Genomic DNA, 17,299 nt, shown 5'->3' with positions numbered 1-17,299 from the left:
GGGGCAACTCCGTGAGTACAAGAATCGTTATCCACCCGGACGCCGATACCGTCGCAGCGGCAGTAGCAGCGCAGCTGGCGAGCGAGGTGATCGACCGACAGTCGCGAATGGCCCCGGTCCATCTGGTTTTGACCGGCGGCACTGTTGGTATCAAGACATTGGAACAGCTCGCCACCAGCGCGACCGCGAGCGCAATTGACTGGAGCGGGGTCCACCTCTGGTGGGGGGACGAACGTTTCTTGCCTGAGGGCGATCCCGAACGGAACGAGACGCAGGCGCGCGAGGCGCTCATCAATGGACTCGGCGACGCGTTGCCCGCAGTGAACGTGCACTACGTCCCTCGCCCTGGTGAATCAGGAATCGAAACGCCCGAGGACGCCGCCAGAGAGTATGCCACTGAGTTAGCAAAGTTTGCGAACGAGGGTGAGGCAGTCCCCTCGTTCGACATACTTCTGTTGGGGGTCGGCCCAGACGGACATATCGCATCGCTGTTCCCGGGGAACTCTGCGCTTGGTGCCAGCGGGGCGGCCGTGGGGGTGCACGATGCCCCGAAGCCCCCACCCCAGCGGGTCTCGTTGACTTTCGACGCCATCAACAACGCGCGCAACGTTTGGCTAGTGGTGGCAGGAGCCGACAAGGCCGCAGCGGTGGCTTCCGCCTGGTCAGGGTCGCCTGTCGAGCAAACTCCGGCAGGACACGTACACGGGGCAGAAGAGACCCTCTGGGTAGTCGACGAGGCCGCTTCTCAGAAGCTGTGGTAGGGCCGACTCGTAGGGAACGCACTCTTCGCGTGTGCCGACACCGGGACACAACGTGAGCGCTCCATGCCGTCGAACGAGTCACGAGCAAGAGACTGCCGTGACAAGCGCACGGTTGGCTCTGCGGCTAGATCGGGACGTCTAGTGATTTAGCAAGGCCCAGCAGTAGTGCGCCGATCACTAGGCAGACAACGCCGAGTGTTATGACCTGCATTTCTCTCTTCGTCCTTGTTTCCCCGAGTAGCCAAATCCCTCCGAAAGTCGAGATGACAACTCCCATCTGCGACAGTGAAAACCCAATCGCCACGCCAACCGTTGCCTGGGAGAACTGCATGACCACGACACCCAGCGCCCACATGGCCCCTGGGATCATGGCCCGCAGGGTGTACTTACTGAAGCGATCGTCCTTGGCCCCACGGTCCCCTGCAACCAAAGGGAAGGTTACGAGTATTCCCATCACGACCCAGCCGAGGGATTGCGGGAGGAACGTGGTTACCGGATCGACGTCGAAGACCCGGATCGGAAGTGGCGCGGCAATATAGAAGGCGGTGCACAGCAGTGTCTGGATGATCCCCGCTCGGAGTTGGGTCGAAGTTGGTGCCGAACCACTGTCCGTGTCTACCGTTGCGGTTCGGTCGGCTGGAGCATACCCAAGCTCGCCGCTCTCACCCGGTTCGATCACCGGAACAGGAACTGGAGAAACCGTGTCTTGCTTCTCGGTCCAGGCAGTGAGCAAGACCCCGGCCGTAATGGCCACCACCCCCGTGATCCCAACTGGAAGCGCAGGAGTGCCGAGCCATTCTCCAAATCCAAGGACACCAACTAATGCAAAGCCAAGTAGCTGCAAACCGGTCGTTAACGGCATCACCCGCGAGACACCGATGTTGTGGTACGCCTTCATCTGGAACAGGATTCCTGTGGACATGATCAATCCCGAAACGAAAGCGACCATGTTGTCGGTCAGGCTCGGGTTGGTTCCAAAGAACACTGCGAAGAGGACTCCAACAATCAATCCGCCGAGAATCTGTCCCATTGTCTGCTGCCGACTGTTTCCCCCGAACTTCATCAGGAGTATTCCCATGAATCCCCAGAGAATCGATGGTGAGAGCGCGAGAAGAAGGGACAAGGGACCTCGATTTCGTTGTTCTCTTCAGTGGAAGAAGTATGTCAACCGACGAAGATTCAGGATACTGCCTCGAAAGTAGGCCGCGCCTATCCAATCCAGAATGGCTGACTAATTAGGAAACAGCGCGCGTCACAGTGAACCGTGAGCCCGCGAAAGCAGTACGCCGATTGTCACTGGGATTGCTTCGGCGATATCTGTCGCCAGGATTGGATGGCCCTGCGTCCCACTAGAACCAAGTTCCCCGTCCAATACTCCGGAGGCGAAGCCCGCAGCGAGGCCATGGATCCCGACGCCTACCGCCACCGCCTCACCCAAAGCCGAGGAGCGCAGGAGACTGGCGCTACCTTCGGACAGTTGCACTTTTGTCTCTGTCGATTGCTCCAAATCACCCGACCTTGCTGCCAGACATGTAGCGATTACTCCAGCCAAGACATCCCCTGCCCCGGCAACTGCACCCCAACCCGCGGGTGCCGTAAAGACATAAACAGGGCCTCTTGGGTCCGCAACGGCGGTCTTCGCTGCCTTGACAACGACGACTGCTCCCAGCGCTCTAGCAAGGAGCGCTGAGACGTGCGCCGGACTTTCTTCGACCTGTTCTCTGGACAGGACACGATCCGGTATCAGTTGCCTCATTAATGAAACGGCTTCACCGGGATGAGGAGTAGCGACCACCGGGGCACCACCCTCAGCCCACTCTCGAGCCCCCGTGAGCGCCCCGGCATCCACCACCAGAGGTGTCCGATTCTGCCCACAGTCCCTCGCGACCGTGTCCACAATCGAAGCCATCGAAGCATCCCAACCGCTACCGATAACAGCCGCATCGCAGCGACCTCCACCCATCACGGCCTCGGGAAGTCTGGCCAAAACTAGGTCCTCGCACCGAGTTGGTCCAAGGTAACGAACGTACCCGGATCCCGTCTTGGCCGCTCCGAGGCAACCGAGGACCGCGGCTCCCGGATACGTCGGCGAACCGGTGGCGACAAGGACCGCACCCCGCGTGTACTTATTGTCGGCCGAGGTGGGGGTTGTGAGACGTCGCGAAACCCAGTCAGTCGAGATTTGGACTGCCCTGTCAAAGCCAACCTCGGACCTGTGTCCATGGTCCTGGGCCTTCGCCAAGGCTCCGTATCGGGTCCCCTGTGACATTCACTCCCCCTTGATCTGCTCACTTAAGCCTAAGGCTTGATAGATAATCATGGAGTGTTCTCAGTTGAGCCTACAGCTACCGACGTGGGTCCGTTCACTCACTTTTCGCGTGAGCAGTGGTCCGCAGCAGCCCCCCAGACCCCTCTGCCGTTGACCCCGGAAGATGTCGAGAAGCTTGCTTCCTTGGGTGATCCGATCGATCTGGCCGAGGTAGACGCGATCTACCGTCCCTTGTCCGCGCTGCTGCAGCTGTACATGGACTCGACGCGCCGCAATGCGGCCGGCCGTCAAACCCTGCTAGGCGAGCCGTACCAGCGTCCGACTCCCTTCGTCATCGGCATTGCTGGATCCGTCGCGGTCGGCAAGTCGACGGTGGCGAGGTTGCTGCAGTTACTGTTATCGCGCTGGCCTCGTACTCCCCGGGTCGATCTGATCACCACCGATGGGTTCCTGCTGCCAAACGAGGAACTCAAGCGTCGCGGGATCCTTGGGCGTAAAGGTTTCCCTGAGTCGTATGACCGGAGAGCGCTGCTTGAGTTTGTTGCGCGCGTGAAGGCGGGCGAAAGCAACGTTGAGGCGCCCGTATACTCACACGTCATCTACGATATCGTCCCGGGAAAGCACCTCACGGTGAGCCACCCGGATATCCTCATAGTCGAGGGTCTAAACGTCTTGCTTCCCGCACGGACCGGTCCGGGAAGCTTAGGAGTGAGCCTGGCGGACTATTTCGACTTCAGGATCTATGTCGACGCCGACCCGAAAGACATCGAGCGCTGGTACGTTGATCGTTTCCTTCAGCTACGTCAGACTGCGTTTACGAATCCGGCCTCGTACTTCAAGAACTACGCATCGTTGACTGACGCCGAGGCGATCGAGACCGCGAAGGGAATTTGGAGAAGTATCAACCTTCCAAACCTCGTCGAGAACATCGCTCCAACTCGTCCCCGCGCAACCCTCGTCCTGAAGAAGGATTCAGATCACCTGATTGAGGACATCTTCCTCAGAAAGATCTAGTGTTCCGCGTCGTGGATTTGTTTCCTAGATCGCGCGGGGAGTCGGCACATCGCGAGGCAAACGAGCGAAGCTCGCCGGGGCGAAGTCAAGCGAAAGCGCCACCAATAGGCGCTGGTTCAGCGCGCGAGAACGGGAGCGACGTCCCGACACGTCCCACTAGTTCGCTTGATCCCAGAGGGCCTCAAGATCATGAACGGATAGCCCTTCAAGCGTCGTGACGATTTGATCGGCGGACGAGATATCCTGAAAAAACCGTTTGTCCTCTTTACCTAGGACAGTCGCTCCGGAGGCTTTACCAGCCCGGACACCATTATGAGAGTCCTCCACGATGACGCAGGCAGAGGGTGTCACACCGAGCAAATCAGCGGCCTTCAGAAAGATCTGTGGGGAGGGCTTGGATTCAGAGACGTCCCCACCACAGACGACCACATCAAAGAATTCCTCAAGCCCGCACTGGCTCAAAACGCGTTCTGCGTTTGCGCGCCCGCTGGAGGTCGCTAGGGCCAGCCCGTAACCTGCCCTCTTGATCGAGGCGATCAGCGAGGAAACTCCGGGGTTCATAATCTTCGAGTAGTCGGTAAGTCGGGAGTCCATGAACTCGTTATATTCTCTGCGTACAGCACCGGAGTCAACTCCGGGATTGCGAGCTTCAAACGTTCCCCAGAACTTCTCTCCTGTTGCGCCAATCAGAGTTCTGGTGACTTCTGGAGGCATGTCTAGCCTCTTTGATTTGAAGAACTCTTCGCCCAACGTTTCGTGAGCCGCCTCGGTATCGACCAATACGCCATCCATATCGAAGATGACCGCATCCATGCAGATAGTGCCTTTCTAGCGAGCCAAGCGCCAACTACGCGTCCACCGACAGATACTTCCTCACCGCGGTTGCTACCGTCTCGGCCATCCCGTCAGCCTGCTGTTGCGTTGGTGCTTCAACCATCACGCGAACGAGGGGTTCTGTACCCGAGGGCCTCATAAGCACCCTACCCTGATCTCCCAGCAAGTCTTCGACGTACTTCACGGCTTCCTGAACTCCCTCGTGGTCCAGTCCGCCACGGTCAACGCCCTTAACGTTAATCAGAGTCTGGGGAAGTCTGGGAATCTGAGTGGCCAAATCGGCAAGACTCCTACCCGACTCCTTAAGAGTGCGAGCCAAGAGCATGGACGTGAGGACACCATCGCCGGTGGTTGCATAATCGCTAGCAATGACGTGGCCCGATTGTTCCCCACCCAGAGAAAAGCCATCTTCGCGCATCGCCTCTAGCACGTACCGGTCTCCGACCGCGCTTTGGACAACCTCGATTCCGCTCTGGCGCATTGCATTAAGCAGGCCAAGATTGGACATCACAGTGACCACAAGAGTGTCCTTGGCCAGCCGCCCCTCGGCTTTCATCTGTAACGCTAGGACTCCCATAATCTTGTCACCATCAACCAGATCACCCCGATGGTCCACTGCAATGCAGCGGTCGGCATCCCCGTCGTAGGCGACCCCAAAGTTGGCACCAGACGCGACCGTCACGGCCTGAAGCTGACCCGGATGGGTGGAACCGCACTCGTCATTAATGTTCCGACCATCTGGGAAGGCGTTAATGACCACCACGTCAGCGCCGGCCGCGCGTAATGCCTCCGGGCCGAGCACGGAGGCCGCACCGTTCGCGCAGTCGACTGCAATGCGGAGGCCCTTGAGATTCACGCCGCAAGATGCCACAAGGTGCTCGACGTAAGATTTTTCAGCCATGTCATCGTCGTACCAGACCTCGCCGACTGCGTCTGCAATGGGGCGTTCCCACTCTTGTCCTAGGAGTTCGGCGATCTCGTCCTCGATCTGGTCATCGAGTTTGTAACCACCGTGCGCGAAGAATTTGATGCCGTTGTCGGGCATTGGATTGTGGGAGGCGGAGATCATGACTCCAAAGTCCACCTCATCCTCAGTGGCAGTAAGGTGCGCTACTGCAGGAGTCGGGACAACCCCGATGCGGACGGCGTCCACGCCGGAGGCGGCAAGACCTGCGGCGATGGCATGGTCGAGAAACTCTCCCGACACCCTTGTATCGCGGCCGATGACGCAACGAGGCTTACGATCAGGAACCTTTACCGCGGGGCCGATGCGGCGGGCCGCAGCTTCCCCAAGTTGCAGAGCTAAGTCTGCAGTAATGTCGCGATTAGCGAGCCCTCGAACGCCGTCAGTTCCGAACAGTCTTGCCATGGATGTGCCTCCAGGTGGGAAAAGTACTCTGCAATGTTACTCGTAAAAGAGCCAGGCCCGGCGGGACCAGCATTTGTATGAGGAGTCGCGCGTCATCGCCGCGAAACATGGGCCTCGCCGAGCAAGCCCGCACCGAAGTCGACCGCTCGCGCTAATGGAGCCAGGAGCCCCGCCACGCGCACAGTTACATCATGGATGGCTTTGGTTGCGTTGGACGTGTCTTGTCGGCAGAACGGGGCGATTTCGAGACCGTTTTCCCTGACCATCGCTGGCTAACCGTAACTAACGCAACCAAGGCTCCACATGACTAACGCTGGATCCGCGTGGGGTTAAGTGTCAGGTGTTGTTCATGTTGTTGGTTTCCCGCATGGCTCCCAAAAATCGTTAACGCAAGCTCCCCGGTTCGTTTGAACCGGGGAGCCTTTACGTTCTCATTCACGCGCGGATTATCGCAGGTGAATGGCTGAGTGCGTCGCCTAGCGCTTCGAGACTCGCCACTTGAGAGCACTCTCGCGCAACGCTACGCCTAGCGCTTCGAGTACTGCGGCGCCTTACGTGCCTTCTTCAGACCAGCCTTCTTACGCTCAACAGCGCGAGCGTCACGGGTCAAGAAGCCAGCCTTCTTCAGTGCCGGACGGTTGGCCTCACGATCAATCTCGTTGAGTGCGCGAGCCACACCAAGGCGCAATGCCCCGGCCTGTCCTGAAGGACCGCCGCCCTTGATCAGAGCGATAACATCAAAACGTCCCTCAAGGTCAAGCAGAGCGAACGGAGCGTTCACGGCCTGCTGGTGCAACTTGTTCGGGAAGTAGTTCTCGAGGGTACGACCATTAATCGTCCACTCGCCGGTGCCGGGAACCAGTCGGACGCGAGCAATAGCCTGCTTGCGACGACCCAGGCCCGCGCCCGGTGCGGTGATCGAGGCGCCAGCTCCAGGAGCAGCCGTCTCGGTTTCACTGGTGTACGAGCTAGGGACGACTTCCTCGTCCAGCTCCAAAACTTCGGTGGTCTCAGCCACGATTCTCCTAAATGACTTAGGTAGCCCGCGTTACTGGGCGACCTGCTTCAGCTCGTAGACTTCCGGCATTTGTGCCGCGTGCGGATGGTCAGGCCCTGCATATACATGCAGTTTCTTCGCCTGAGCTCGTCCCAGTGAGTTGTGGGGAAGCATTCCCGTAATCGCCTTAGAAACGGCGCGCTCAGGATTCTTCTCCATCAGCTCGCGGTACGGGGTGGCCCTCAGGCCGCCCGGGTAACCAGAGTGGCGGTAAGCCATCTTCTGATCGAGCTTGTTGCCGGTAAGTACGACTTTGTCAGCGTTGATGACGATGACGTTGTCGCCCATGTCCATGTGAGGAGCAAACGTCGCCTTGTGCTTGCCGCGCAAAAGGGCAGCAACCTGGGCCGACAGGCGTCCAAGAACGGCGTCGCTGGCATCAACGACATACCACTTCTTGTCTGCGTCGCCTGGCTTCGGTGAGTAGGTGCGCACTAGATAGCCTTCAATTCTTTTGTTCATGGAATCGCTCCGGGCAGCCTTGCGGGAGGCGCACTTTGCGATTCACGGTAAAAGTCGCTGTTGAGCGGATACCCCTGCGGGTCGCGCTGCTAACGAGTGGGATTGAGTCAACAGAGCTCACGCACAACTCCTTGAGTTTACCGACGAGGCGCCACCAAAACCAAAGTATGGTCACAAAGTGTGCGCGAGTCCTCAAGCGCTCGATCTTTGGTTCCGTCCGCACTCACCCACAAACAAAAACCCTCGCGAACCTCATCCCAAATCCACGCTCACTCATCCACAGCAGGTCTCTGAGATATCACGGACCCTTCGTGCCTGCTGCGAACGCTTCGCCCACTGCTCTTCCGGCGGATAGTCAATGCGAGCCAGGGTGAGTCCCCGAGCCGGCGCTATCGGCACTCCGTGACTCCGACTTGGGTGTTGTATGAGGGAGACCACCCACTCCGGGTCCCGCGTTCCTCGACCTACGTCAACTATGGCTCCGACGAGGGATCTCACCATCGAGTGGCAGAACGCGTCCGCTGAGACTTCGATCCGGATGGCTCCCCCCATCCTGCTCACGTCCAGTTGAGTAAGCGAACGGATGGTGGTCGCACCGTCTCGCGGCTTGCAGAAGGAAAGGAAGTCATGCGTACCCAACAATGTCTCCGCCGCGCCCTGCATCGCGGCGACATCCAGATCCGGATACGGACTCCACCAGGCGTCGGCGCGACCGATCGGGTCCCGCGCTTCGCGCCGATCAACGATCTTATAAACATAGTGTCGTGCCTCGGCAGAGAATCTTGCATCAAAATCGCCAGAGACCGCCATGATCCGGCGGATGACAAGATCGGACATCCCTTTGTCTTCATTGGAACCGGCCGCGATCAGCCGATTCAAGCGGTCGCACAGATGCTCGAGATCGTCCATAGCTGGCGCACCCGAAGGCAGGTCAGCGTGAGCCACCTGATGAGCGGCGTGCACTCCGGCGTCTGTGCGACCCGCGACGGTGAGACGGATAGGTTCGCGGAACACGGTCGCTAAGGCTTCCTCAACCTCCCCCTGAACTGTGCGAAGCCCGTCCTGGGTGGCCCAACCGTGGAATTCACTTCCCTCGTACGAAAGCTCAAAACGAATCCGCTGAGTATCACGTGTGGTCACCGAGACCATTATTTCATCCGTCTCGGTTTCGGGACTATGCGCGGCCCCGGTATCCACGTCCGCCCGGACGCAGTCACGGCCCGAATCGCCGCAGTCGACCTCAACGACGGGAGTTTGCTTTTGGGACGCGGTCGCGCCGCTCATTTCCGGGCCGCCAATTCCCAAGCGCGTACACCGCCCGTCATGCCCGCCTCGTTCCCTACGTACTCCACCCCGGCCGGTATTTTGGAACGCTGGTACTCGGTGATGCAACGGGCGTTACCGCCGCCGATGTACAGCCGGTCCCAACGGTAGACAGGTTCGAATCCCTCAATTACGCGACGAACACGCCGGGACCAGTGAGCGTCGCCAAGGCGAAGGCGTTCGTGCTCTCCGAGGTAGTCATCGTAGGTCAGTCCCCAGCGGACGAGCCCCTGAGAGAGTTCAGCGTGCGGGGAAAGAACTCCGTCGAGGAAGATCGCGTTTCCCAACCCGGTTCCCAGGGTGATGATCATTTCGAGGCCCAAGCCCTCGACTGAGGCTGCTCCCGCTACCTCCGCGTCGTTGAGGACGAGGACGGGCAAACCGAGCGCTCGTGAGGCAGCTTCGCTCATCCTGAACCCAGACCACGCCCGCTCAAGTTGGGGCACAATCTTCGAACGCGGGCCCTGCTTGGTGATGTAGTGAGGAGTTGCAATCACCTCGCCATTTCGGATCATGCCCGGCATGCCAACGGTGACCCGGTCGGCTTTGGGAAGTTGACCGGCGAGATCTACAAAGGTCGAAACCAACAGTTCGGGCGGCAGAGGATACGGCGTGGGAGTCCTATTCGGACCTTCGATGTTCGCTCCGTCAGGTCCCAAAACGGAGGCTTTGATGCCTCCTCCCCCACAGTCAATGCAGAGGGTAAGCGGCGCAGACGAGGACATGCCCCAAATCTACCGGACCCTCTCCGACAAGTCGTGCACCTCAAATGAGGGACACGGAACCAATCCGGACGCGTTGTGTACCCCAGGTAAGGGACGCATTAGGGATGGATGCACGTTCTCAGCGAGCCTTCACCACTTCTAGTGGGCGCAAGCCAGACTGCACCTATTGGGGAAGGTCGGCCACTGTCTAACGCCAGCCTCTCTGCCAGAGAATATGGATATATTCAGCATTTCAGAAGGGGTGATCATGGGAGCCATCAACCTAATCGCAAGGATCGACACATATGAGGACACGACCGACAAAGTCCACGATCTCTTGGTCGAGTACGGAAAGCACGTGCTAGCTATGGTCGGCTCGCAGCGGTTCGAGGTCTACCACGATAGGGACAACGCGCTCCAGATTGTCGTACTGGAGCGCTACCGCGATGACGAAGCATTCACAGAGCATCTCGCCGACCCGGAAAACGCGGTTTTGAATGGCAAGCTGGCGGATCTAACCGACGGCGGCTCGACGCTACAGTTCCTCACAGAGAAATGAAACACCCAGAGAGTTCAAGTAGCTCTCCGTAGAGTGTTTTGCGCTGCACATGGACAAGGTCCGTGCTGGTGTGCCGGGGGTACGGGCCAAAACTAGGGGTGTCGATGAGCAAGCCGTCACCGAGACCCCGAGTTTTGGCCTCACACGACGTGCATGCAGCGTCTTCGAATGAGACGCACAAACTCAACCCCGGGGAGAACCGCAAAGAAAGGGTGGGTCCCGATCCAGAACAAACTGGACTGAGACCCACCCTTTTCGGTGAAATCTGCGCTTGCCGTCAGGACGGCCGAGCGACTAGGAGGAAGTTACTTCGCCTCGTCCTCAGCTACTTCTTCCTCAACTGCGGAAGCATCGCCCTCTTCGACTACAGCCTCAGCGGCCTCTTCAGCCACCTCTTCTGACCCAGCCGCGGACTCAAGATCCTCGGTAACGGTCTCTTCAGCCTGAACCGGAGCTTCTTCGACCTTCTTGGCGCTCTTCTTAGCAGCCTTCTTGGCCGGAGCCTCAGCAGCCTTGACGGTCGCCTTCTTCATCACCGGCTCGGTGATGATCTCGATAACGGCCATAGGAGCATTGTCGCCCTTACGGTTCCCGATGCGGGTGACGCGAGTGTAGCCGCCGTTACGTTCCGAATCGATCTCGGGAACGATCTCATCGAACAACTGGTAGATGGCGTCCTTCGAACGGATCTTACGCGCCACAATACGACGATCGTGGATGGTTCCGCTCTTGGCCTTGGTGACCAGCTTTTCAAAGTAGGGCTGTAGCAGCTTTGCCTTCGCCTCGGTAGTGGTGATCGAGCCGTTCTCGATCAGCTGGGTAGCAAGGTTCGAGAGAATCTTGCGCTGGTGTGCTGCGCTGCCACCCAGACGGGGGCCCTTTTTCGGAGTGGGCATTTGTGCTCCTGTTTAGTGTTTTGAGTCTTAAAGTTTCTACCGGGCGATCTTTCGAAACGCTCAGAATTCCTGGTTGTCGCTGAAGATGGACTCGTCAACCGAGATACCGGTCGGCATCTGCGAATCCTTGAGAGCCATGCCCAGGCCAGCCAGGGCAACCTTGATCTCTTCAATCGACTTGGTGCCGAAGTTACGGATGTCGAGGAGGTCGGCCTCAGAGTGAGCCACCAGTTCGCCAACCGTTAGGATTCCCCGGCGACGCAGAGCGTTGTACGAGCGAGACTGAAGATTCAGGCTCTCGATCGGTAGCGCCAGGTCTGCTGCAAGGGTTTCATCGGTGGTAGTCGTGCCAATCTCGATGCCCTCGGCCTCGACGTTTAGGTCGCGGGCCAGACCGAACAGCTCAACCAGGGTCTTTCCAGCAGACGCAACTGCGTCGCGCGGAAGGATCGAAGGCTTGGTTTCGACATCCAGAATCAGACGGTCAAAGTCGGTACGCTGCTCAACACGAGTCGCTTCGACGCGGTAGGTCACCTTGAGGACCGGCGAATAGATCGAGTCGACCGGAATCGCATCGTAGTCATCGTCCGAGTGCTTGTTCTGGGCAGCGGAGACATAGCCACGGCCACGTTCAACAGTCAGTTCAAGCTCAAGCTTGCCGTGCTCGTTGAGAGTGGCAATCCGAAGTTCAGGATTGTGGATCTCGATGCCCGCCGGGGGAACGATGTCACCCGCAAGCACCTCGCCGGGGCCGGACTTGCGAACGTACATGTCAACGGGCTCGTCATTCTCAGATGAGAGAACCAGTTGCTTCACGTTCAAAATGATCTCAGAGACGTCTTCCTTGACACCCTCGATGGTTTCAAACTCGTGCGGTACACCTTCGATGCGAACCGAGGTGACAGCTGCACCGGGGATCGACGACAGCAGGGTACGACGAAGGGAGTTACCAAGGGTGTACCCGAAGCCCGGCTCAAGGGGCTCAAGGGTGAAACGGGAACGGTTGTCCGAAACGACTTCTTCAGTCAGGATGGGTCGCTGTGCAATCAGCACGTTCGGTTCCTTTCTTCTCGACGCCCGCCATATGACGCCGATTTTAGGACTCCGCCGAGGCGGAAGAGGGAGGATTCCTTGTTGTTACCAGCCCGGCGTAGATGGCCTCCACGCCGGGTCAGTGAAAAGTAATTAACCGCGGCGACGCTTCGGAGGGCGGCAGCCGTTATGCGCCTGAGGGGTGACATCCTGAATGGATCCAACCTCAAGTCCGGCAGCCTGGAGTGCACGAATCGCGGTCTCGCGACCGGAGCCCGGGCCCTTCACGTAGATGTCGACCTTCTTCATGCCCTGATCTTGGGCACGACGAGCAGCTGCTTCAGCAGCAAGCTGCGCCGCAAACGGGGTTGACTTACGTGAACCTTTGAAACCCACCTGGCCGGACGAAGATGACGCGATCACCGCACCGGTCGGGTCCGTGATGGAAACGATTGTGTTATTGAAGGTAGAACGAATGTAAGCGTTCCCCTGAGCGACGTTGCGCTTTTCCTTCCTACGCGGCTTCCGCGCAGAAGATTGAGACTTTACAGCCATCTTTTCTTTCTCTCCTACAAGATTCCTGGGATACCCGGGTTACCGAGTAACTACCTCTACTTGGCCTTCTTCTTACCGGCAACCGTGCGCTTCGGGCCCTTGCGGGTGCGAGCGTTGGTCTTGGTGCGCTGACCACGGACCGGCAATCCGGCGCGGTGGCGGCGCCCCTGGTAGCTACCGATTTCGATCTTGCGGCGAATGTCTGCCTGAACCTCACGGCGCAGGTCACCTTCAACCTTGTAGTTCGAGTCGATGTACTGACGAAGCTTAACCAGGTCCTCTTCTGAGGCATCCTTGACGCGAAGGTCAGGGCTAACACCTGTTGCTTCTAGCGTTTCTTTAGCGCGGGTCTTACCCACACCGAAAATGTAAGTTAGCGCAACTTCCATTCGCTTCTCGCGAGGGAGGTCTACGCCTGCAATACGTGCCATTACTGCTGCTCCATATTTAGTTCCGAAGGTCGTCGCCTATCTACCACTTATGTGGCCCTGGCCTTCGGACCAGGGGTCCGGGCAGTTGATGCCCGGTCGAGAGACGCTTACTTTTGCGTAGAGCTAGCCCTGACGCTGTTTGTGCCTAGGGTTCTCACAAATCACCATGACGTTGCCGTGGCGACGAATCACCTTGCACTTGTCACAGATCTTCTTGACGCTTGGCTTTACTTTCATTGCTGTTCCTGTTTCCACTAGGAGTGGGTCTTGACCACCGCCGGTTTCCCGAGGTAGCCAAGGCGATCACCTGTATCGGTAGACGATCCGTCCGCGAGACAGGTCGTAGGGGCTCAGCTCAACAACCACACGATCTTCGGGAAGAATGCGGATGTAGTGCTGGCGCATCTTGCCCGAGATGTGAGCCAAGACCAGGTGACCGTTCTCAAGTTCGACACGGAACATCGCGTTCGGGAGCGCTTCAACAACGCTTCCCTCGACCTCGATTACGCCGTCCTTTTTCGCCATAAAACTCTGCTAATCCTTCTTCTGGTGCGTGTTAGTGGACGTGAGTATGCCCGACAGATAACCCTAATACAGGCATAACCCGCTACGAAACACCGGAGGCCTAATGGTTAGCGAACTCACGCAAACACGCCGACCCGAATGCGTCACCTGTCCTACATCGCGTGAGTTGCGCTCTCCCGTGGTTTGCCAATCAGATAGGGGAACGACACGCCGCATTTCAAGACCGCGAGACGCCCCAATCTGATTGGAGATTCCCACGAGGGACGAGGGCGACTTCAGAGAGAGGCCCACTACAGAAATACGCTCCGCTACAGAAATACGCCCCACTTCAGAAAGAGGCACGCTACAAAGATAAGCCCACTACAGGAACGAGGCTATTGGCTCTATTCCGTATGGTGCTAGCCCCGCCGCTCCCGCGTCCGGCGCTGTCAGAACAGAGATTCCCTCATTTGTGATCGCGATTGTGTGCTCCCAGTGCGCCGATGCCAGCCCATTAACAGTGACTACCGTCCAGTCGTCAGCAAGAGTTGCAGAGGTCTGGTCCCCCTCCGTCAGCATCGGCTCGATACAAATCGTCGTACCTGACCCGATCTTTGGGCCCCTGTTGCGGGTCCGGTAGTTGTAGACGGTCGGGTCCTCATGCAGATGATTCCCGATTCCGTGCCCCGTGTAGCCCTCCAGTAGTTCAGGAGTCCACCCGTATTCCAATCCCTGTGCCTCGACATCGTCCTCAATCGCAGCCCCAATATCACCGATGCGCCTCGCCGTGGCAGCTCTAGCAATCCCAGCCCACATCGAATGCTCAGTTATGGAAGAGAGTTGACGTCGCTTCTCATTCTGTTCTTCGTTCGGGCCGTCAAGTACCACTGTGAAGGCTGCGTCCCCGTGCCATGGAAGACCGCCTCGTTCGATTACAGCACCGCAATCAAATGAGACAATGTCCCCGGGTTCCAGGACCCGGGACCCGGGAATACCGTGCACGATTTCCTCGTTCACCGAGATACATACTGAGCCCGAAAAGCCGTTGTAGTTAAGGAAGTTTGGCTTGGCGTCGTTGGCAAGGGTCACGGCGTAGACGAGCTGATCCAGTTCCTTGGTGGTCATCCCGGGCTTGACCACCTCGCGCAGAGCCGCGTGAACAGTGGCAACTACCTGTCCAGCCTCGCGCATGTACTCCAACTGCTGCGGACTTTTCCCTCCGGTATGACCAAATGCCACGACTGTTTCCTTCCGTAGAATCCCGCTCCAATCTACTCGGGCGTCAGGCATTACGAACGCGGATGTGACCAACGAGGCGCTCACCCACCTCCGCCAATCTCCAATCACATAGGGAGGCGACACGCCGTATTTCGGGGGCTCCGAGACGCCCTATCTGATTGGAAACCCCGGACGGAAGGAGGGGAAAAGGGTGCTGCTCCAAGACAGGCGCAGAGAGCGGGACGCAATGAAGCCATGCTGAGTCGGGCGCCGCTGGGGCGGGTCCGACTCCAGCTATCGTCCTAGGCGAGGCTCCTTGCCCTTAGCGCCTTCAGCATCTCCTCGGCCACCTCTTGCTTGTTGCCCGAGGCATCTACGACATCCAGCAGATCCTGATCTGCATAGTATGTGGCAAGCGGCTCTGTTCGCTCCGCGTAAATCTCAAGCCGGTGGCGGAAAACGTCCTCGCGGTCATCGCTGCGGTTCTGTTCAGCCGCACGGGTCATTAGGCGCTCGATCAGCTTATCTTCGTCCGCTACGAGTTCCAGGACCGCGTCGATCTCGATTCCCTCTTTGGCCAGGGTGTCTCGAAGCATGTAAGTCTGTTCGAGTGAACGAGGGTATCCGTCAAGGACAAACCCCTTCGCGACATCGGGGGCCGAGAGCCTGGCTTGCACCATCGGATTCGTTACCGAGTCGGGCACCAACTCCCCACGCTCGATGTAGCCTTCCGCTAGCTTCCCCAACTCCGTCTTATCCTCGATGTTTGCCCGGAAGATCTGTCCTGTTGAAATCGCAGGAACTCCCAGAAACTCAGCGAGCCACGCCGCCTGTGTTCCTTTCCCGACTCCGGGAGGGCCAAAGAGGATAATCGCTGTCACTTCAAGAATCCCTCATAATGATGTTGTTGCAACTGGGAGTTGATTTCCTTAACGGTCTGCAGACCGACGCCAACCATAATCAGGAGCGTAGTACCTCCGAATGGCATCTGGTTTGGTGCGAGCCGCATTGGGATCATTATCAGCGACGGAAGAGTTGCAATGACCACCAGATAGATACCACCAGCAAACGTCAGACGGTTTACCACGTAGCTCAGGTATTCCGCGGTGGGCCGTCCCGCTCGATAGCCGGGAATGAATCCACCGTAACGCTTCATGTTGTCAGCGACTTCGTCCGGATTGAACGTGATCGTCGTGTAGAAGTACGCGAACGCGAATATCAGCAAGGCGTTTGTGATCATGTACCACACGCCCTGAGGCCGGAAGTTGTAGTTGATCCACTGGACCCAACCGGAGGTCGGGTCGCCAAAATTTGCGATTAGCGGCGGCAATCCGAGTATCGAAGTCGAGAAGATCACGGGAATGACTCCGGCCATGTTGATCTTCAAAGGAATGTATGTGGTGGTGCCACCGTAAGTGCGACGTCCAACCATGCGCTTGGCGTACTGAACAGGAATACGCCTCTGCGCCTGCTCAACATACACAACAACGACGGTAACCGCGAGAATGATGAGGACAATCAGCAGAACGATTCCCCAACTGCGGGTGCGACCGATGTCAATGAGCGTCATTGGCATCGTCGAGACAATACCGGTGAAGATCAGTAGCGACATACCATTGCCAACGCCGCGTTCGGTGATCAGCTCGCCGAACCACATGATTACTGCCGTACCTGCGGTCATTACCAGGACCATAAACAGGTAGGTCAAGAAACTTGCGTTGGGGATGACGGCTGTGGTGCACCCTGGGAACATCTGTCCCGAAGCCGCCATAGAGATCATTGTCGTTGACTGTAAGACTGCCAGGAAAATAGTCAGGTACCGGGTGTACTGCGTCAGCTTTGACTGGCCCGACTGACCCTCCTTATGCAAATCTTCAAACCTGGGAACCGCGACTCGCAGCACCTGAATGATAATCGATGCGGTGATGTAGGGCATGATGCCGAGCGCGAAGATCGACAGTGATTTCAGCGCCCCACCGGAGAATAGGTTGAACATGTCCAGCAAAGAGGACTGCTCCTGCAGTGCCGAACACTCGCTGATCGCTTGCGCCGAGACCCCCGGCGTCGGGATGAACACCCCGAGCCTGTAGAGCGCCATCATCAATAGCGTAAACAGGATCTTCCCGCGAAGCTCCGGCGTGCGGAAGGCCTGGGCGAATGCGCGTAGCAAGCTTCCTCCTGGACTGTAGACCAGATATGACTCTGGCTATAAAGAATAGCTGTTGTAACGTGACCAAAGGGAGGGCGCCGAAGTGGTGCCCTCCCCTAGGCCTTAGCGATGGGCGGCATATTCCAGGTCTTCAGTACAGAA

General features: G+C 58.1%; 20 protein-coding genes. 3 read left to right on the top strand and 17 right to left on the bottom strand.

The genetic code is table 11. From position 1 onward, the window contains the following. The first annotated feature begins 11 nt into the window (after positions 1-11). The gene (gene pgl / locus U6G28_06055; protein WRS29098.1) at positions 12-761 is read left to right on the top strand and encodes a 6-phosphogluconolactonase; all 750 of its coding nucleotides are present in this window, start codon (positions 12-14) and stop codon (positions 759-761) included. A gap of 124 nt (positions 762-885) precedes the next feature. Here the strand turns inward: pgl and U6G28_06050 are convergent, their stop codons facing one another. Then, the gene (locus U6G28_06050; protein ID WRS29097.1) at positions 886-1,884 is read right to left on the bottom strand and encodes a GRP family sugar transporter; all 999 of its coding nucleotides are present in this window, start codon (positions 1,882-1,884) and stop codon (positions 886-888) included. Between the two features lie 129 nt (positions 1,885-2,013). Beyond that, entirely contained in the window at positions 2,014-3,030 is a 1,017-nt protein-coding gene (locus tag U6G28_06045) for an ADP/ATP-dependent (S)-NAD(P)H-hydrate dehydratase (protein ID WRS29096.1), read from the bottom strand. 84 nt (positions 3,031-3,114) lie between these two features. Here U6G28_06045 and coaA point away from each other — a divergent pair, with 84 nt between their 5' ends. Next, a complete protein-coding gene (coaA, locus tag U6G28_06040) occupies positions 3,115-4,044 on the top strand; it encodes a type I pantothenate kinase (protein WRS31208.1) in 930 nt (309 codons plus the stop codon). Between the two features lie 156 nt (positions 4,045-4,200). Here coaA and U6G28_06035 read toward each other — a convergent pair whose 3' ends face one another. From U6G28_06035 to U6G28_06010, 6 genes are all read right to left on the bottom strand, one after another. Next, positions 4,201-4,857, bottom strand: a complete 657-nt coding sequence (locus tag U6G28_06035) for an HAD family phosphatase (GenBank protein ID WRS29095.1) — start codon at positions 4,855-4,857, stop codon at positions 4,201-4,203. 34 nt (positions 4,858-4,891) lie between these two features. After that, on the bottom strand, positions 4,892-6,247 hold the full coding sequence (gene glmM, locus U6G28_06030; GenBank protein WRS29094.1) for a phosphoglucosamine mutase: 1,356 nt from the start codon (positions 6,245-6,247) through the stop codon (positions 4,892-4,894). A gap of 526 nt (positions 6,248-6,773) precedes the next feature. Then, positions 6,774-7,265, bottom strand: coding sequence for a 30S ribosomal protein S9 (gene rpsI, locus U6G28_06025; protein WRS29093.1), 492 nt, complete (start codon positions 7,263-7,265; stop codon positions 6,774-6,776). Positions 7,266-7,295: 30 nt separating this feature from the next. Then, positions 7,296-7,739, bottom strand: coding sequence for a 50S ribosomal protein L13 (gene rplM / locus U6G28_06020; GenBank protein WRS31207.1), 444 nt, complete (start codon positions 7,737-7,739; stop codon positions 7,296-7,298). A 300-nt stretch (positions 7,740-8,039) separates the two neighbouring features. After that, complete coding sequence (truA, locus tag U6G28_06015) at positions 8,040-9,050, bottom strand: tRNA pseudouridine(38-40) synthase TruA (GenBank protein WRS29092.1); 1,011 nt, start codon at positions 9,048-9,050, stop codon at positions 8,040-8,042. Further along, on the bottom strand, positions 9,047-9,814 hold the full coding sequence (locus tag U6G28_06010; protein ID WRS29091.1) for an ROK family protein: 768 nt from the start codon (positions 9,812-9,814) through the stop codon (positions 9,047-9,049). Before U6G28_06010 ends, truA begins: the two co-directional genes overlap by 4 nt. A gap of 247 nt (positions 9,815-10,061) precedes the next feature. Here U6G28_06010 and U6G28_06005 point away from each other — a divergent pair, with 247 nt between their 5' ends. Continuing rightward, complete coding sequence (locus U6G28_06005; GenBank protein WRS29090.1) at positions 10,062-10,352, top strand: antibiotic biosynthesis monooxygenase family protein; 291 nt, start codon at positions 10,062-10,064, stop codon at positions 10,350-10,352. A 305-nt stretch (positions 10,353-10,657) separates the two neighbouring features. Here U6G28_06005 and rplQ read toward each other — a convergent pair whose 3' ends face one another. From rplQ to secY, 9 genes are all read right to left on the bottom strand, one after another. Beyond that, positions 10,658-11,248 carry a 50S ribosomal protein L17 gene (gene rplQ, locus U6G28_06000; GenBank protein WRS29089.1) on the bottom strand — a complete coding sequence of 197 codons (591 nt, stop codon included), beginning with the start codon at positions 11,246-11,248 and terminating at the stop codon, positions 10,658-10,660. 60 nt (positions 11,249-11,308) lie between these two features. Then, the gene (locus tag U6G28_05995) at positions 11,309-12,301 is read right to left on the bottom strand and encodes a DNA-directed RNA polymerase subunit alpha (protein WRS29088.1); all 993 of its coding nucleotides are present in this window, start codon (positions 12,299-12,301) and stop codon (positions 11,309-11,311) included. Between the two features lie 132 nt (positions 12,302-12,433). Beyond that, positions 12,434-12,835, bottom strand: coding sequence for a 30S ribosomal protein S11 (rpsK, locus tag U6G28_05990; GenBank protein WRS29087.1), 402 nt, complete (start codon positions 12,833-12,835; stop codon positions 12,434-12,436). Positions 12,836-12,891: 56 nt separating this feature from the next. After that, complete coding sequence (gene rpsM / locus U6G28_05985; protein ID WRS29086.1) at positions 12,892-13,266, bottom strand: 30S ribosomal protein S13; 375 nt, start codon at positions 13,264-13,266, stop codon at positions 12,892-12,894. 123 nt (positions 13,267-13,389) lie between these two features. Then, the gene (gene rpmJ, locus U6G28_05980) at positions 13,390-13,503 is read right to left on the bottom strand and encodes a 50S ribosomal protein L36 (protein ID WRS29085.1); all 114 of its coding nucleotides are present in this window, start codon (positions 13,501-13,503) and stop codon (positions 13,390-13,392) included. A gap of 66 nt (positions 13,504-13,569) precedes the next feature. Beyond that, entirely contained in the window at positions 13,570-13,791 is a 222-nt protein-coding gene (gene infA / locus U6G28_05975) for a translation initiation factor IF-1 (protein WRS29084.1), read from the bottom strand. 360 nt (positions 13,792-14,151) lie between these two features. Beyond that, complete coding sequence (map, locus tag U6G28_05970; protein ID WRS29083.1) at positions 14,152-15,093, bottom strand: type I methionyl aminopeptidase; 942 nt, start codon at positions 15,091-15,093, stop codon at positions 14,152-14,154. A gap of 197 nt (positions 15,094-15,290) precedes the next feature. Then, a complete protein-coding gene (locus U6G28_05965) occupies positions 15,291-15,869 on the bottom strand; it encodes an adenylate kinase (GenBank protein WRS29082.1) in 579 nt (192 codons plus the stop codon). Continuing rightward, positions 15,866-17,158, bottom strand: coding sequence for a preprotein translocase subunit SecY (secY, locus tag U6G28_05960; GenBank protein ID WRS29081.1), 1,293 nt, complete (start codon positions 17,156-17,158; stop codon positions 15,866-15,868). Before secY ends, U6G28_05965 begins: the two co-directional genes overlap by 4 nt. Positions 17,159-17,299 lie beyond the last annotated feature (141 nt).

It is taken from the genome of Actinomycetaceae bacterium MB13-C1-2 (assembly GCA_035621235.1).
Lineage (GTDB): Bacteria > Actinomycetota > Actinomycetes > Actinomycetales > Actinomycetaceae > Scrofimicrobium.
This window is presented reverse-complemented; position numbering and strand designations above follow the sequence as displayed.

Bases quoted from the DNA above. Each gene is read 5' to 3' on its own strand.
- rpsK (WRS29087.1), bottom strand. From the start codon at position 12,835: ATGGCTGTAAAGTCTCAATCTTCTGCGCGGAAGCCGCGTAGGAAGGAA.
- U6G28_06045 (WRS29096.1), bottom strand. From the start codon at position 3,030: ATGTCACAGGGGACCCGATACGGAGCCTTGGCGAAGGCCCAGGACCAT.
- U6G28_06035 (WRS29095.1), bottom strand. From the start codon at position 4,857: ATGGATGCGGTCATCTTCGATATGGATGGCGTATTGGTCGATACCGAG.
- U6G28_06010 (WRS29091.1), bottom strand. From the start codon at position 9,814: ATGTCCTCGTCTGCGCCGCTTACCCTCTGCATTGACTGTGGGGGAGGA.
- rpmJ (WRS29085.1), bottom strand. From the start codon at position 13,503: ATGAAAGTAAAGCCAAGCGTCAAGAAGATCTGTGACAAGTGCAAGGTG.
- rplQ (WRS29089.1), bottom strand. From the start codon at position 11,248: ATGCCCACTCCGAAAAAGGGCCCCCGTCTGGGTGGCAGCGCAGCACAC.
- rpsM (WRS29086.1), bottom strand. From the start codon at position 13,266: ATGGCACGTATTGCAGGCGTAGACCTCCCTCGCGAGAAGCGAATGGAA.
- glmM (WRS29094.1), bottom strand. From the start codon at position 6,247: ATGGCAAGACTGTTCGGAACTGACGGCGTTCGAGGGCTCGCTAATCGC.
- U6G28_06005 (WRS29090.1), top strand. From the start codon at position 10,062: ATGGGAGCCATCAACCTAATCGCAAGGATCGACACATATGAGGACACG.
- infA (WRS29084.1), bottom strand. From the start codon at position 13,791: ATGGCGAAAAAGGACGGCGTAATCGAGGTCGAGGGAAGCGTTGTTGAA.
- truA (WRS29092.1), bottom strand. From the start codon at position 9,050: ATGAGCGGCGCGACCGCGTCCCAAAAGCAAACTCCCGTCGTTGAGGTC.